Source organism: Pseudomonas sp. CG7 (genome assembly GCF_023701885.1).
GTDB classification, from domain to species: Bacteria; Pseudomonadota; Gammaproteobacteria; order Pseudomonadales; family Pseudomonadaceae; genus Aquipseudomonas; species Aquipseudomonas zanjanensis.
In genome coordinates this window covers 29,194-45,189 of the sequence record NZ_JABAEE010000003.1, presented here as the reverse complement: position 1 = coordinate 45,189, position 15,996 = coordinate 29,194, and the positions used below count along the sequence as shown (strand labels likewise).

General features: G+C 55.1%; 14 protein-coding genes. 2 read left to right on the top strand and 12 right to left on the bottom strand.

What is annotated here, in order from left to right; genetic code table 11:
* Positions 1-251: 251 nt before the first annotated feature.
* From HGO40_RS02160 to HGO40_RS02120, 9 genes are all read right to left on the bottom strand, one after another.
* Positions 252-1,058, bottom strand: coding sequence for an SDR family NAD(P)-dependent oxidoreductase (locus tag HGO40_RS02160; RefSeq protein ID WP_250961676.1), 807 nt, complete (start codon positions 1,056-1,058; stop codon positions 252-254).
* A gap of 208 nt (positions 1,059-1,266) precedes the next feature.
* Positions 1,267-2,079 (bottom strand): SDR family NAD(P)-dependent oxidoreductase, encoded by an 813-nt coding sequence (locus HGO40_RS02155; protein WP_250961675.1) that lies wholly within the window; start codon positions 2,077-2,079, stop codon positions 1,267-1,269.
* A gap of 243 nt (positions 2,080-2,322) precedes the next feature.
* A complete protein-coding gene (locus HGO40_RS30720; protein WP_502943180.1) occupies positions 2,323-3,009 on the bottom strand; it encodes a methyl-accepting chemotaxis protein in 687 nt (228 codons plus the stop codon).
* A 1,566-nt stretch (positions 3,010-4,575) separates the two neighbouring features.
* Entirely contained in the window at positions 4,576-5,640 is a 1,065-nt protein-coding gene (locus HGO40_RS02145; RefSeq protein WP_250961673.1) for a hypothetical protein, read from the bottom strand.
* Between the two features lie 114 nt (positions 5,641-5,754).
* On the bottom strand, positions 5,755-6,447 hold the full coding sequence (locus tag HGO40_RS02140; RefSeq protein ID WP_250961672.1) for an SDR family NAD(P)-dependent oxidoreductase: 693 nt from the start codon (positions 6,445-6,447) through the stop codon (positions 5,755-5,757).
* Between the two features lie 28 nt (positions 6,448-6,475).
* Positions 6,476-7,273 carry an enoyl-CoA hydratase/isomerase family protein gene (locus tag HGO40_RS02135; protein WP_250961671.1) on the bottom strand — a complete coding sequence of 266 codons (798 nt, stop codon included), beginning with the start codon at positions 7,271-7,273 and terminating at the stop codon, positions 6,476-6,478.
* Positions 7,274-7,336: 63 nt separating this feature from the next.
* The gene (locus HGO40_RS02130) at positions 7,337-7,501 is read right to left on the bottom strand and encodes a rubredoxin (RefSeq protein WP_250961670.1); all 165 of its coding nucleotides are present in this window, start codon (positions 7,499-7,501) and stop codon (positions 7,337-7,339) included.
* A gap of 9 nt (positions 7,502-7,510) precedes the next feature.
* Positions 7,511-8,710 (bottom strand): cytochrome P450, encoded by a 1,200-nt coding sequence (locus HGO40_RS02125; RefSeq protein ID WP_250961669.1) that lies wholly within the window; start codon positions 8,708-8,710, stop codon positions 7,511-7,513.
* Between the two features lie 141 nt (positions 8,711-8,851).
* Positions 8,852-9,766 carry an SDR family NAD(P)-dependent oxidoreductase gene (locus HGO40_RS02120; protein ID WP_250961668.1) on the bottom strand — a complete coding sequence of 305 codons (915 nt, stop codon included), beginning with the start codon at positions 9,764-9,766 and terminating at the stop codon, positions 8,852-8,854.
* A gap of 335 nt (positions 9,767-10,101) precedes the next feature.
* Here HGO40_RS02120 and HGO40_RS02115 point away from each other — a divergent pair, with 335 nt between their 5' ends.
* Positions 10,102-10,878: an IclR family transcriptional regulator gene (locus tag HGO40_RS02115; protein WP_250961667.1), complete on the top strand. Its 777-nt coding sequence runs from the start codon at positions 10,102-10,104 to the stop codon at positions 10,876-10,878.
* 242 nt (positions 10,879-11,120) lie between these two features.
* On the opposite strand, the gene HGO40_RS02110 is transcribed toward HGO40_RS02115, so the two are convergent.
* Genes HGO40_RS02110 through HGO40_RS02100 form a run of 3 tightly spaced genes read right to left on the bottom strand, consistent with a single transcriptional unit; the run spans position 11,121 to position 14,424 of the window.
* A complete protein-coding gene (locus tag HGO40_RS02110) occupies positions 11,121-12,173 on the bottom strand; it encodes a spirocyclase AveC family protein (RefSeq protein WP_250961666.1) in 1,053 nt (350 codons plus the stop codon).
* Positions 12,170-13,339 carry an Rv3169 family protein gene (locus HGO40_RS02105; RefSeq protein ID WP_250961665.1) on the bottom strand — a complete coding sequence of 390 codons (1,170 nt, stop codon included), beginning with the start codon at positions 13,337-13,339 and terminating at the stop codon, positions 12,170-12,172. The genes HGO40_RS02110 and HGO40_RS02105 overlap by 4 nt, the downstream gene beginning before the upstream one ends.
* Before the next feature lie 20 nt (positions 13,340-13,359).
* The gene (locus HGO40_RS02100) at positions 13,360-14,424 is read right to left on the bottom strand and encodes a phosphotransferase family protein (protein WP_250961664.1); all 1,065 of its coding nucleotides are present in this window, start codon (positions 14,422-14,424) and stop codon (positions 13,360-13,362) included.
* Positions 14,425-14,697: 273 nt separating this feature from the next.
* Between HGO40_RS02100 and HGO40_RS02095 the strand changes: the two genes are divergently transcribed.
* Positions 14,698-15,576, top strand: a complete 879-nt coding sequence (locus tag HGO40_RS02095; protein WP_250961663.1) for a FadR/GntR family transcriptional regulator — start codon at positions 14,698-14,700, stop codon at positions 15,574-15,576.
* The last annotated feature ends 420 nt before the right edge of the window (positions 15,577-15,996 follow it).

Sequence of the window (15,996 nt, the reverse complement as noted above, 5' to 3'; positions counted from 1 at the left end):
TGGTTTTCGACGCAACCCTTCCTTTATAGGGAAGCCTTGGCTGGGAGAAATGAGGCTTCAAAAGCCTGCGGATTGCCTCCCCCCACCTCCCTCGTCGTCTCACACCCAGCGAAACGACCCAACTCAATCAGTCGTATCCGAGGCAATGAGGGCACACAGCATTCAAGTCAAAAACAGGACCTGCTCCAAGCTACGCTTCACCTCGGAGCAGGGGGGGGCAGCGGCAAATTTACACAAGACATGTCAGCGATCTAAGACACCAAAAAACCGCCATCAAGCACGATGGATTGGCCAGTCAAGTAGCCGCCAGACGGGCCAACCAGGTACAAAACTGCCGCTGCGACATCCGCCGGAGAGCCGAATCCCAAGGGAAGGCGTCGCGCAGCATCGCCTCCGGGACCCGTGAAGTTTTTCCCAGCCTGTAACGCTGCCAAGTTATCGGAGTGAAAGCGCACCTTACCGGGAATTGCACCGGGCAAGAGCTCATTCACCAGGATTCCATGGGACGCGTAATCCATGGCTGCCGAGCGAGTCAACCCGGTGACGCCGGCCCGCGCCGCTGCGTAAGCACTATTGCCATTCAATACAGGGTGACGGGCGCCCATCGTGGTGATATTGACGATTCGCCCCCCACGCTCCGCATGTAACATCTGACGAATGCATTCACGCATGCAGAGAAACACCGAACGCAGATTCACCGACTGAACCTCATCCCATACATTCAGTGGAAACTCTTCCAGGGGACGATTGGCATTCAGAGCGGCGCAATTAACCAAAATGTCGAGGGATCCAAAGGTAGCAGCAACTTGACTAAACAACGCTATTACCGAATTTTCCGATTCGACGTCTGTGCATATCCCTATTGCCTGCCCGCCTCCCCCTCGAATGTCGGCAACCACACGATCAACCAAACTGATATCGCGATCTGCGATTACCACGGTAGCACCCGCTTCAGCCAGCAACGCTGCAACCTCCGGGCTCGAATTGCTGCCGCTGTCGGTGACGACGGCCACCTTCCCATCAAGGCCGAATATCGCACTCCAGCGTTCAGGAATCATGCTCCCCCTCCTTTACCGACCACATCACCGGCATACAGATCATAAAATTGACCATTTCAACTCGAACCGTTGCTATTCGCCAAGCTTAGGTTCGCACTCAGGGATCCGCCGAAACCATTCAGAGACACTGTTATTTCCTCCGCGACAAAAGAGCAGGCTCCGACACACTTGCAACCCATATTTGGCCGCCCGGATGAAGAACCTCGAATTAGCCAGCCAAGTAACCACCGTCGGCATAGATAACCTGAGCAGTTACATAGCTGGCCGCCGAACTAGCGAGAAACAGCGCCACGCGCGCGATCTCATCTGGCTCAGCAGGCTTATCAGTGAGCGGCACCCTGGCGAACCATGCCTCTCCCAATTTCCTGACCTCATCAGGCGAGAGACCCACCTGCTGCTGCCCGGTGCTTGGAACGGCTGCCGGTGTGCGAGTGGCACCAGGCCCGACAGCATTGACGCGAATATTGTGCGGTCCGAGTTCGACAGCGAGCGAGCGCGTCATCATCGCCACACCGGCCTTGGCCGTGTTGTAATCAACTTTGAAACGAACCGGGTGCGCCGCCGCGGTGGACGCGATGTTGACCATCGCACCTCCCCGCCCCTGCACAATCATCTGCTTTGCAACAGCTTGGGATAAGAAAAAAACTGCTCGAGTATTCACCGCCATGAACCGGTCCCAATCAGACTCGGTGAGCGTGTCCCAAGCAGACCAGCCGCGCAGTGCAGCGTTATTGACGAGGATGTCGATACCACCAAAAACTTTAACCGCCGTTTGGACGATACGCTGTATGTCCTCGGAACTCGATACATCCGCTCCAACCGCTTTGGCCTGCCCCCCAGCGGAACAAATCAGGGTCAGAGTTTCAGCACATGCCTCTTCGGAAAGGTCAACCGCGACAATCGAAGCACCCGCGTCGGCCAGCCGGCAGGCAATTGCTTGTCCGATGCCACGTGCAGCACCGGTGATGACAGCCACCTGACCTTTGAGATCCAGTAAGCGGCTTGCAGGAATAAGGTTCATAACTACTCCATTTTCAGAGGGTTGTCCTCAGCGCTAAATTAGCATTTCGGCCTCCGTCATTCAACATGATGACCATCGTTCATCTTAACAAACGGCCTTTTTGCAGATGTTGTTACCATTGTCGAAGCCTATCGCTCATTTTAAGATGATAGGTCCGACTGATAGACGTTCCTGCAAGTAGATTCGATCCTCCTCGCGCGCCGTAAAGACAGCCGGTTCGATGTGAAGTCATGCAATAATGTGTTAGGCAACCTTAAATTGTTCCACCAAACCTTGCAGCTCGCTTGCCAGCCCGGCCAATTGTTCGCTAGCCTCCGTGACATGTACGACGCCCGTCGCGCTTTGCTCAGATATTTGGCTGATACTGACCGCACGCCGGCTCATGTCTTCAACTACCATGGCTTGCTGTTCAGCTGCACTTGCAATGTGTGCATTCATGTTACGAATAGTTCGAACGGCCTGGCCGATTAGTCTCAGCTTGGTATTAGCTTCCTTAGCTTCATCGACCGTGGACTGGGCGTAGTTAAGGCTGCTGTTTGTGGCCTGGACACTCTCCAGTGTGCCAGCCAGGATCACCTCGATCATTACGCGGATTTCTTGGGTCGATGCCTGTGTACGCCTGGCGAGATTGCGCACCTCGTCCGCCACCACGGCAAAACCACGCCCATACTCACCTGCACGGGCAGCCTCGATGGCGGCATTAAGAGCCAATAAGTTAGTCTGCTCGGCTATGCTGCGGATCACATCCAATACCGAACTAATTTCACCACTGCCACTCTCAAGACGATGAATGACGCTTGCGGTATGCTTCAGATCATCCACCAACGAGTAAATGCTCTCCACAGTTGCTTCTACAACTTGCCCACCAGCCTCAGATGCGTCATCTGCCTGGGTTGCAGCATTTGTAGCCTCTACAGCATAGCTAGCCATCTGCTGCACCATAGCACTCATCTGATGCACTGCATCAGCCACTTGCTTCGTCTCGGTTCGCTGCTGTATCACATCGCCACCAGCCTGTTCAGAAACCGAGGCAAGCCTATCCGCCGCCTCACTAATCTGCCCTACGGCTCCTGCGACTTCTCCCAGAATACGTCCAAGCTTCAACTGAATTTGCGCAGCGCTGCCCGCCAGCAAGCCGATCTCGTCATTAGACGCTTGACGAACTGGCTCAACAAAATTCCCAAGAGCCATACGATCCAAATCCTGGACCAGCCACCGAGTGGGTCGAAGAATACTTCGCTCCACCAATACAAGAAACAGCACAAAGGCAACGACAATTGCCAGGCCAACTCCAACTAAAGATAATAACAACGATTGTCGGGCATCCGAGACTGTCGCCTCGCCATGCTCGCTCGTTAATCTGCTCAGTGCATCGGATGCGCTGTCGATTAGCAATAAATCTCGTGCGAACAAACTTCTTGTAGCGTCATCGGCTCCGCGCCTGTCGAAGACTGAGGACTCAGACGCTTGCATCGCTTGCTGGTATACCGAAAAACTTTCCTCCCGCTGTTGTGACAATCGCTCCAACGCTTCTTGAGCAATAGGCATTTCAACCACCGAGGCAAGCCTTGCCGCTTCCTCCACAATCCAGCGCTGGTTGTCCTCGAAACCAGCCCAGTATGAACGCCGCACATCGTTATCGGATTCCACCAACAGTATCTGATTCCATTGGAGCCACTGCTCACGGAAAACACTAGTCAACCTGAGGACATCGTTCAGGTTGACTACTTCAGTGTTCATGAGTCGCTCATAGCTGGTCACCCCCCTCCAGCCCTGGAACAAACCGAATAACGACGCAGACAACAACATAAAGGTGCCGAGGCCGGTGATCAGTAACAGCTTGCTACGTATTCCAAGCGGACCAATGCGCATTTTTAGACTCCATATTTTTATTTTTATTTTTCTTGCGAGACGCACCGTGACGGATGTGCTGAGGATTGGGCTGAACGAGGCATACCTTTCCCGCTCACCCTCAGGCCAAATAATGAACGACGTTCAATTTATATCAATGACTTAACATCTACAACTCATCATTTTCATACACGCTGCCCCCTTGCTTACGAGAGCATGGCTAAGGGATCAGGAGTCGGTAGATGAAGCGGTTGTCGACAGCGACACGAAGCTCCGGCCACTCCTTCGACGAAACCCTGCGAAGGCAGACCAATTCAAGGGTCTGAAAATTATCAAACTCACGCCCCCAGTGCATCGGAGGTGGTGACGCTAAGCTGTCGGAAGAATGGGCGCAGGGCCGTTGAAAGCCGCAGGTACGCCGAGTATGAGGTCATGATGAGCTGCGAGGGCAGCACCTTCGATCCAGCATTAGCTGGAAGTTATCGTCGGGACACGGTCACTGGGGTCAGGCTACCCTGATAAAGCGCAAAGAGGCTTTAAGAAAACTACTATTAGCAATACGATGATTTCGCTAAGGATGCATCGTTGAGGAGGGCCCAGGCGCAAAGATAGTAAAGCAGACCTTAGGCCCTCGTATCATTCGGCTTACTCGTAAATCGGCTCGGTCGGCAATTTATCAGCAGGGGTCAGTCCATGATCTGGCTCAGTTTCGCCCCATGCAAACCATGTTACGGGCTTGCGGGTCTCACCAACGCGCTGCCATCTTCCTTCTTGCTGCGGGGTCGGTGGATGTTTACGCATCATATCCGGCATTGTGCCCCTCGGCTCGGGAATGAATTCCCAAGGCTCACCATCGATAGTTAGCTCAATGCGTTTTGCAAACGGACTCCCCTCTTGCGGAATAACTCTACCGGTGATATCACGAGTGCTCGTTACTGTTTTTCCGTCGGTGAAAAGGGCGAAACCCAGCGGGCCATTGCCAAGCATGAAGTGCCCGTTCTCCCAACTTCCATCCTCATAGCGAGTCGCCCACGTGTACCAGATAACATGCCCGCGATTTTGCATCACCAGATCTTTGTTTACATAGAGATCGCCACCTTCCCCCATGTACGTTTGGTCATAAGCGATAATGCCCGTCACTTTTTTCCCGCGAACTTCACCAGACACCTGGAAGATCTGCGAAACATAGAAAGTACCGTAATCTCGTCCTGGCAGATACCATTGCAAACCAGGGCGCATTATTGTCCCCGAAAGAGCGAAAATATCCTCTTCACTCCAGGTGAAAGTTTCACCCTCGAACGTCAGGCGAAAAGCCCCCCCTTGCTCTTTTTCCGCTTGTTCCCAAATAGCTTTATCACCCTCCATGTAGATGCGTGCATTGTCCGTAGGTGCTTGCTGCATCATTGTTGGAAGGTCGTAACGCAGATGTTCATGATCCAATTCGGTCGACTGAAATAGCAGCAGCACAGGAGGTCGTCCCATATCTTCCGCTTCTTCTCCCGTGGCGGCAGTGCCATGGTGCGAGAAGCGACGCACGATCTCATACATCTCGTCATCTTCGCTTTTCAGATTGCCATAGGCAAAGGTAGCTGACGGGACAAGGCCGAAAAAGCCCCTTTCATCCTGCATATCTTTTGGCTGCGCATAATGAGCGCCTCCTAACTGTTGAAAGAAGTGTCCACGCGGGTAGATATTGCTGAACTTTGACATATCGATCTCCCTTCCTCAAAAAATTATTTTAGGCAACCTTCTAGCCATCGACTCCGATGTGCCGCACTATCACAAACCGGAAAGATGTATAACGTAATGACACCCAGATTGAGATCAAATACGACCATTCACCGGTATCGATGCTCCAGTAATAGAAGAAGCGGCATTAGAAGCCAGAAACAAAATCACCTCAGCGATCTGCGATGGCTGCACCCAACGTGTGAAGTCGGCATCAACCATCTCTGCCCGGTTCTGCGGAGTATCGATGATCGAGGGCAGGATCGCGTTCACCGTGATCAAATGGTCCTTGAGCTCCTCAGCCAAGGCCTCAGTCAGACGCATCACGCCGGCCTTAGAAGCCGCATAGGCGCCCATACCAAGTGGTGCTTTGATGGCGGCACCTGCAGCAATATTGACGATGCGCCCTGCTCCGCGCGATTTCAGATGCGCAAGTGCGACCTTGCAACAGGTTGCAGCCGTACGTAGATTCATTTGATACAACAAATCCCAAGTTGCTAGATCGCCATCGTCCAATGTTTCCCAGCGAAAACCACCGGCGACGTTGATCAAGGCGTCAACACCACCAAAGCGGTGATCGACTTGAGAAAAAGCATTGCTCGTCTCAGTCAAGTCAGCGAGATTCACATTGCCCAGCAATAAATGGCCGCTGAACTCATCGCATACTGCGGGCTGTGGTTGTGGCGCCCGATCCACTAACGCCACTTGCCAGCCCGCTTGCGCAAAGGCCCTACCGACTGCGACTCCCAGACTACCAAAGCCACCCGTAACGATCACTGTTCTACTCATATCCAACTCCTACCAAATCCATCAACAATCAGCGACCCTTGAAGACCGGTTTGCGCTTTTCCCGGAAAGCATTGACCGCTTCCTGGTGATCTTCGGTCTGGTTGGACAGCGCCTCATAGGCGAACGAAGCATCGATGACCGAACTGACGATCTGCTTGAGGCTAATATTGACCGATAGCTTGGTCCACTGGATGGCTTTCGATGCCCCCTGGGCGAGCTTGAGCGCCATCGCCTGGACGGTTGCGTCGAGCTCTTCGGCTGCGACAGCATGATTAATCAGGCCTATTCGTGCCGCCTGCTCCCCCGTCAGAGGGTCGCCCGTCAGCAAATACTCCTTGGCCTTCGCGTAACCGATTAACTGCGGCCAGATGGCCGCACCGCCATCCCCTGCGACAAAGCCGACGCTGACATGAGGGTCACCGATTTTGGCCGTTAACGTCGAGTAAGTCAGGTCACAAAACAACGCCAGGGTGGCGCCCAGGCCTAGTGCGTGACCGTTTATCTTGGCAATAATCGGTTTAGGACAATCGAGCATCGAAAACAGCAGTTGTTTACCACGGCGCATACCATCGATGAAGCGCTGGGGCTCATCAATAACCAGCTGCATTCCCTCGAGGTCTCCGCCTGCACTGAAGGCGCGGCCTGCCCCGGTCAGAATTACGACGCGGGTCTCGTCATCGTACCCCGCCTCAGTGAACACTCTACCCAGTTCCTCATCCATGACCCCATCGACAGCATTAAGTGAGTCCGGACGATTGAGGGTGACGGTTAAGATACCGTTTTCATCGCGCTCCAACTTGAGCGCTTTATAGCTCGAAAAATTCATTCACGTATCCTTTGAGTCGGTGTTTGACGTCCCGGACGCCCAACGCTTTTGGGTGCAAACCACTCAAACTTCAATCATGGTGAAATCGACTTTCGCGGCACCACACTCAGGACACATCCAGTCTTCCGGAATGTCTTCCCAGCGCGTCCCCGGTGCGATGCCTTCTTCTGGCAGACCCAAGGCTTCGTCATAAAAAAAACCACAAAAAATGCATTGCCACTGTTTCATGTCAACTCCTTAGTTAACGTCCCATACCAGTGGCAAATGAAGCACTCCATTTACCGAACCTGAAGCCGTCCGCGGCTGATCACCTGGCTTGATACGGAAATCAGGTATGCGCTTGAGCCACTCCTGCAGGAACACCTTGATCTCGGTACGGGCCAGGAACGAGCCTGGGCAACGATGCGGGCCATTACCAAACGCTGCATGAATCACTGGTTTGCGGGTCAAATCGACATCCATAGGATCGGCAAAGCGTCGCTCGTCCAGACCAAAAAGCGCATTCGGTACCTGAATCTGATCACCATCCTTCAGCGGCACGCCCTTAAACTCGAAGTCTCCCACCACGACTCGTGCGGTATTGGTCACCCCGTGGCGACGAATTAATTCGTCGACCGCGGTATTGATCAATTGCGGATCGTCCACCAGTTGTTGGCGTTTAGTCGGATGCTCAGCCAGGAAACGACAGATGAAACCCATCATGGAAGCGACGGTATCCAACCCGCCAAACAACACCACAATCAGCATGCCAAACATCCGCTCGGGGCGGATCGGCGCACCATCGATCTGCGCGTTGACGATCAGGCTGATCACGTCGTTACCCGGATTCAACGTTCGCTCCTGAATCCATTTGCCCAGATAGCGTTGAAGCATGCCCTGCGACTCGATGCGGTCTTGCAAGCTGCCTCGCACAGCCATTTCAGCCATAGTCAGCAACTCAAGACGATCGCTGCGGGGCAAGTTCACTAGCCTCAGAAAAATCAGGATCGGCAGCATTTTGGCGAAATCGTTGACGAACTCGCACTCACCTTTGGCTTGAAAACCTTCGATTAATTCGATCGTCAGCGCCCTGACATCGTCTTCCATCGAAGCGATAGCCTGAGGTAGAAAAGACGGTGTGATCAAAGCCCGATAAGCAGTATGTTCCGGAACATCTAGCTCCAAAGGAACCAATGTAAATTGAGGCGTAGGGGGAATGTTAATTATTCGATGGGAGAAACGAGCGCCATCCTTCTGAATAACCTCTATGTCGTCCGCTCGAGTAGCAATCCAGTGCCCACCGTTGTGAGGGGACCAAACAATATCCGGACCATCATGCAAAACCTTCCATGCGAGATGCACGTCGGTCTCGGCTCCAGCAGGGTGAAGGTAGTCGAAATCAATGACCAGATGGGCTGGGACATGCGCAGGTACTGTCCAATGATCAGGGTAAGTCATGTTCTTCCTCCTCTGCCGCCTTAGGATCAGATCAGCGGCTTTTATTATTTTTTATTAACGTCATTGACGTGACGAGGTCGTTCTAGCGTAAAGCAACTGCTATTGCCCAAAACAAGAGCACCTATTCGGCGCCCATGAGAATTAAACAGGGTCCCAAGTAAATACATCTCCCGAACGGTCCATCGGTACGAATGAACCTTTTAAAGCAGGCATACCATGAGTCGCCAAGGTTTCGGGGGTCCAACCTTCCGTACGCTGAACAGAACGAATCGGGCGTGGGTGGCTCATGAGGAAAATCTCGTTATTGCGCACTGCAAAGACTTGAGCATTGACTTCGGCGGCTTGATCGCTGGCCAGATACACACAAATAGGCGCAATTTTCGCTGGCGTCATTTGCTTGATTTTTTCGACGCGAGCCTGCTGCTCAGGGGTATCAGTTGGAATGGCACCAATCATGCGACTGAACGCGAAGGGGGCGACACAGTTCGAGCGGACATTGAACTTCTGCATGTCCAATGCGATGGACTTGGATAACGCCATGATGCCCAGCTTTGCCGCGTTGTAATTGGCTTGCCCAAGGTTACCAATGAGTCCGGACGTCGATGTCATGTGTACAAAACAACCCGACTCCTGCTCCTTGAAGTAATTAGCAGCAGCCCGACTGACGTAGAAGGAGCCGTAGAGATGGACCTTTAACACCGAATCGAACTCATCGGCGGTCATTTTGTGGAAAAAACGATCGCGCAGAATGCCAGCGTTGTTGACCACTACGTCAATACGGCCATAGGTCTGCACCGCCTGCTCTATGAGATCTGCGGCTGCGCGCGGGTCGGAAACGCTGTCAGTATTAGCCGTTGCATCGCCACCAGAAGCCCTGATTTCGTCCACTACTTTCTGCGCGGGTCCAACGTCTTGCCCCTCACCACTGACAGAGGCGCCCACATCGTTGACCACTACTTTGGCACCGTTCTTCGCCATCAGCAGCGCTATCTCACGCCCGATACCTCCACCGGCGCCAGTGACTACGACAACCTTGCCTTCAACCATATCTGCCATGCCCGACTCCTCAAATATCGGCTCTAATCTAGAGGAATCCTCAACAAACCCGAACTGTCGAGGTCAATAGAGAGAACACGTTACGGTTAGCTGAGGCCATATTACTGAACGGCGTTCGAATATGCAAACAGATCAGCGCTGCGCTGCCGCAATCTCTCCTGAAGCAGCGTGGTGGCATTCCCTTGCAATCTTGTGATGAAAAAAAAAGCGGTTTCGCAAGGGTATTAAACGTCATTTGATATGATGTACGAGATAACCAGTCCGGACTGTCCAACGGAGACCAAAGATCGTTCCTTGCAGACAGTGTTTTTTTAAATCTTGAAAAGGAAAACGATGTGGACACAGCTGAACTCCAACCGCCTTTGGGCCCACGCTCTGTAACGCGCATTCTCGGATTATTCGAAACCTTGGCCAAATCTGTTGATGGCCTGTCTCTTGCAGAATTGAGCAGTACGCTCGAATCGCCGAAAAGCAGCCTGCTGACGCTTCTGCGACCACTCGTAGCAGAAGGCTATTTGACCCATGGCGGCAGTCGCTACCGCCTTGGGCCATTCATCTACCGTTTGGCGAGTGACATTCTGGCGACCCGCAACTTCCCCAAACTGATGCGCCCTTTTCTTGAAGAGTTGGCCACCAAATCTGGGGAAAGCGTCTATCTGTCCGTCATCGATATGGATTCGCACGTGGTCACGCATATAGACGGCATTGACTCGCAGAACCCTGTGCGCTACGTCTCGCCACTGGGCGCGCCACGCCCCCTGCACTGCACTGCGCCAGGTCGCTTACTGCTAGCCTATCAAGATGAGCTCAGTCAAGACGCCTATCTCAAGACCGCCAAGCTCAAAGCCATGACCTGGCGCACAGTGACCGACCGTGGCGCGCTAAAAACGCAGCTCAAGGAAATTCGCGAAACCGGTGTATCCATCAGCATCAGCGAACTCTCCGAAGGCGCAGCTGGAATTGCTGTTCCGGTTTACAACACCGATGGGACTGTCGCCGCCGCCCTGGTTATTGCCGCTCCCGCCGAGCGCATGCAGCACAAACTCAACGAATTACGAGAGTTGTTGATCAGCGTTTCAGCTGACGCCTCGGGCTTGCTCGGTCACGGTTGACCAAATGAGGTGCCCGGCTCGAATCGGGCACCCATACTTCAGGTATAAAGTTGAATTACGCTGCGCAATAATTCTTCACGCCTGAAATTGTAACGTGGAAGTAATAATTTCCCCTTTCCCACCGACACTGCACCACCGCCAAGCCGCGCGAATACCCGAACTGCTTCGCTCACCGCAGAATCGCTGTTCGCACCAGGTTCAGCAGTTGGCGAGTCGCTTCGATGAGGTCATTGGTCATCGATCTAATTCCGGCGCTTTTCTTCGGCGATATCGTCGTAAAAGGGTCCATCCACGCCCGCTGCTCTATATAAGCCGTCCGGGTCGTAAATCCTCTGATCTTCGAACGGCCATGGTTGCGCAATGGCGGTAGCGAGGCCCAACGTGCGGACCGCGAAAAAAGCGCCGGTGTAGACGCTGTACGCGAAGCAGGCCAGCACCGATGCCAGTAAAAAGCTTCCAAACGTCGGCATGCGACGCAGGCCTGGCAGGCGCAGCGCCATGCGCTCGGTGAGTGTCAATCCCGCCGCGTCGCGATGGAGAAGAACGGCGCACCATCCCATCGTGACGGCAATGGTTGGCACGGCGAGCAGCGCCGGGAACTGCCACGTCTTCCCGACATCGATGGAGATGGCAGGCCAAACCTGGCTGTAGATATACAAGCTGGAGCGCAGCAACGGCAGCTCGACGGCAAAGTCGAACACCATCCCGATCACCCAGCCAAGCACCGCCAACGACCAGAGCGGATGTCGCGTTATGTAATGATCTGGTGCCACCCTGCGCACCAGCGACGCGTAAACGCCGTTGGCGATCATGGCGGGTATCAGGAAGTAAAACGGATACCCATAAAAGCAGGAAAGCGGCTCGATATTGGGAGCTATCCGCATCCACGGTGTCGCAATCGGCAGGTGTGGGCTGCGCGGGTCGAATGACAAATACATGCCCCAGTTAATCAGCGGCTCCATCAACACGGCCATCACCGTGATGCTCGCCATCACAAGAATGACTGGATGCATTCGGCCTTCGCGCCAGGATTTCACGCCGAACCATGCCCATAGCGCGAGCGCCAAAAGCACACCGACTGCTTGAAAAACAGCGGGCATGTTTTCGATGCCAGCCATCGGCGGCAACGCCCTCGGCACGCCGTCATACACATACGTGCCCACAGGGTGCGGATTGGCGAGCCCTTCCGGGCCGGTGACCGTCATCGACACGAATCCGCCGACGATCGCGCCAATCACCAACACCGTGAGCATCAGCTCGAGGCGACCGCTGCCCTTGTGAATAGGAGAGTTCATCCCAAATCCTCCGCCTTGATGCCGTAGCCCGGCAACGCGCCGATCGCCCACGGTTCCAAGACGCCGTAGCCGGTTTCGCCATTGCAGGAGCATTCGACTGCAATTTCCTCACAACCATAGATTTCATCGCGCACAGCCTTGTCCGACAGGTCCAGCGTTTCACCGCCGATGGCGTAGGGCCCCATGTATTTACCCTGCCACCAGCCGCGAAAGCCGAAGTAACCACCCGCACGGAAATACCACGCCAGGTTGCGCCACTGACAGGAAATCTTGCGAGTCGAGCCATCCGCAAGCACGAATTCCGCTTCCAGACTTTTCCCGCGCCGTGTGCCGGGGAAAAATTCGAAATTGAGCTTGCGCTCGACGATCGGAATCGGTGCGCGGCCGCTACCGTCGTGAAAGACGACGAAGCCCTCCGTGCTGCCAGTGGCGGAGGCAATGGCCTTGCCATCCGGGCCTTGCGTAAACGTGGTCGATACCGCCCAGTCCTTGAATTGCAGGTTCAGATAACCGTGCAGGATTCCGCCGCCGTGCGCAGGTGTCGGCATCAAGCCGCTTTCAGTCAATGCCGACGGCTCATCGAAGTGGAACGCGCCTTCATTGGGAATACCCGTCATCGTGCGCACGCCCCACGAGCGGTCTTTATATGCGTAAGAGCTTTCGCGAGCGATCGTATAAGTCTTGCCATCGACAGTGACGGTGCCACTTGCGCGGCCGGGCTGGAAGTAACGGATCGTCTGATTCGCCGTGATGCCATTGTTGCGCCTCACGCCGACATTACCGACCACCGGCAGATAGTCGCTCTCGAACAGGATGTCGAAGCTGATGCCTTGATCGTTGTCGCCGAGCACGACGCGATTTTTCTTAGGTGGCTCCACAATCTGCCAACTGATCGGGCCAACCTTGATCTCGTCCCAGGACGGGCGCAGCTCACGCGAAGCGCGCACATTATGGATGCGTCCCGGCACCGCGACGCAGGCGAAACCATCCATGACGTTGCGATTGGTATATTTGCCCATGCCAATCGCGATCATTACCTGAAAACTTTGATCGAAGACAACTATGTAGGACTTCTCGGTCCAGTTGCGATCGGTGTTGATGACTTCGTCGAACGACGCGACCATCTGGTGACACATGTATTCATCGGCGGCGGTAAGTGTGATCATGTTGGTTCCAATCGTGGGAATCAGAGTCGATGACCGATCATCTCGGCCAGTTTATGCGTCGGAATGTTGTTGGTCGCATAATCCGCCGGTAGCGACAGATGCACGGGCGATGCACGCACCGTCAGCACCAGCATCGCCGCCAGGCGAACGGCTTGGAACACCTCCGCATAGCGGTAATTGCGCACCGGCCTGCCGCTGTGTTTCTCGTAGTAGGCGATGGTCTGCTCCAGGTCCGGTAGATGCGCGAGACGTGGCACACCGTTCATCTGCGCGATGGTCTGGTCGACCAGTGCGAAAAAGGCGAGGTCGAATTCCGGTGGCGCGATATGGGCCAATTCCCAGTCGAGCAGCGCGACGACACTTCCATCGCGATACACCATATTGCCGGGGCGCGCGTCCCCCCAACACACACCAAGTTCCTCTGGCTCGATGCGGTGTTCCTTAAGCCATTGCACACCGGCACGCAGCACGCTGAGTGGCTCCATTTCGGCCCAGTCGAGCCAATATTCGACCTTGCGGATTTCGGCGTCGATAGCGGCGCCACCGTTCGCTGGAATGCCAAAGATGTTGGCAGCGTCCGTGTCGCGCCATGGCCAACGGTGCAGTTTCACGAGCTGGTCGAGTGCATCGAGGTACATCGTGCGTCGCTGCGGACCGTCGGCATCGAAAAACGGGCCATGGCCGTGAAAGCCGGGCTTACGGCCAGAGGCGATGACGCCATCGATGCGCTCCATCAGGTAGAACGGTGTCCCCAGCACCGACGGATCGGCTTCAAAGCCGAGCATGGCCGGCACGCGCACCTCGCTGTTGCAGAGTGCGACTTGCAAGCGATATTGCGGCGCAAGGTCATACTCCGGAAACAGTCGCACGCCGGTCGGCACCTGGCGTATGACCAAGTGTTCCGTGACGGTCTCCCCGCGGTCGCCCTCATGCGTTACGTCGACGATATAAGTCTCGTTGGAAAATCCCGAATTGACCGGACTGAAGGGCAGCACGTGCAGATTGCGCCAGTGCGGCTGTCGCGCTTGCAGCCACGGCTGAAGCCGCAACTGCTGCTTTTCAAGAGTGACGTCAGAAGTGTTCATGAATGAGGTCGCTTTCGGGCTGTTGTTGTAGCGTCAGAATGCAGGGTTTGCCCCGTCCGATACAACCGCGACCAGCCCTATTTCCTTCGAATTCGCCGCAGCTGGCCCGGCCCGATTATCGCGATTGGCCTCTAATCCAAGCGGATTTCCCGCATTGGCTAATTGCCCGTTACGTGTAACACTTTGGTTATCAAACTGCTTGAGAGCACAAAGGTGGGCAAACCGGTTGGCGAACGAGTGGACGCGTACAGGCGCAGGCTGAAGAGCGCCGGTATGGTGTATCTGAGCCTGGTTGTGCCGGCCGGCGAGGCGGCGTTTTTTCGCGAGATGGCGAATCTGACGCGACACGCGGCGGGTTCTGCGCTTGCCGATGCGCGCGGCAAGCCCCCTCGCCTCGGTGCGCTCACCGCCAACGAGTTGCGGTTGGCCGAACGCTGGGCGACGCGCTCGGGACTCAAGTTGCGGTTGACTCGCCCCGGCTTGCGGCTGAGCGAAGTGCTGGCGCGCAACATCGCCCACGAAATCGCGGTAGCACGCTGGCCGCTGGGCGCGAACCTCGGCACCGAACCGCAACTGATGCAGCGTTACGGCGTCAGCCGCGGCGTGCTGCGGGAGGCGATCCGCCTATTGGAATCGCAGTCCATCGCGGCCATGCGTCGCGGGGCTTCGGGCGGTCTCATCGTGACCGAACCGACGGTCGATAGCGCGGCTTATCCTGCCGGCGTGTTCCTGGAGTCGCGCCGTTTCGACGGCGAGCAGATGCTCAAGACCCGACGCGCACTGGAGCTGCACATCCTCGGTCGCTGTTTCGAGCGATTCGATGAAGCGGCCCGCCAAACGCTGACTCAATGTCTGATTTTCGAATCGTCGCTCGACGAGAGCGCTTCCGGGCTCGATTTGCAGACGTTCCACATGACGTTGGCAAAACTGGCTGGCGATCCGTCGTTGGAATTGTTCCTTGACATCCTGCTGCGAAAGGCGCGATTCGAATCGCGCTACTACCGTGCGCGCAAAAGCGAACGGATCGACATCGTGAAAGGTGTTGTCCAGATCCACGCGGCGATCGCACGCGGGATGATATCCGGCAACAGAGAAAAAGCCGTGCGCGCACTGGACGACTGGGTTGAAATCGCGGCGCAGTGGCTAATCTGATATCGGGATCGTCGGCTCCAACCAAGGAGTTTCGGCAAACGACCCAAAGCGGTACGGGCAATCGGTGGGCCGACGCTACGATAGCTATCGAAATAAAACCACAACCAATCGAAACAAGCGCTCCGCTGAATCAGGTGCTATCTACGTGCCGAGGGATTAGAAAGGACTCTGGCCATCTGCTAGGAACGACTCCATGCTCAATGTAGAAGTGATCGCGGGTAAGCTCCTAACTTTAGTTGCAGAAAATTTAGCCTCAAATGACCAGACGGCCGCCACAGTTACGGCCCGCCATATTGTCCCTTAATTTCTCTCTCGAAAACGCTCCTGGGGGGGATGAGCCCAACCCTACCAGCGCTGAATGTTGGCACAGTAAACCGCCGCCAGTCAGCAAGACGGCCCAGATCGAATGAACATTAATGC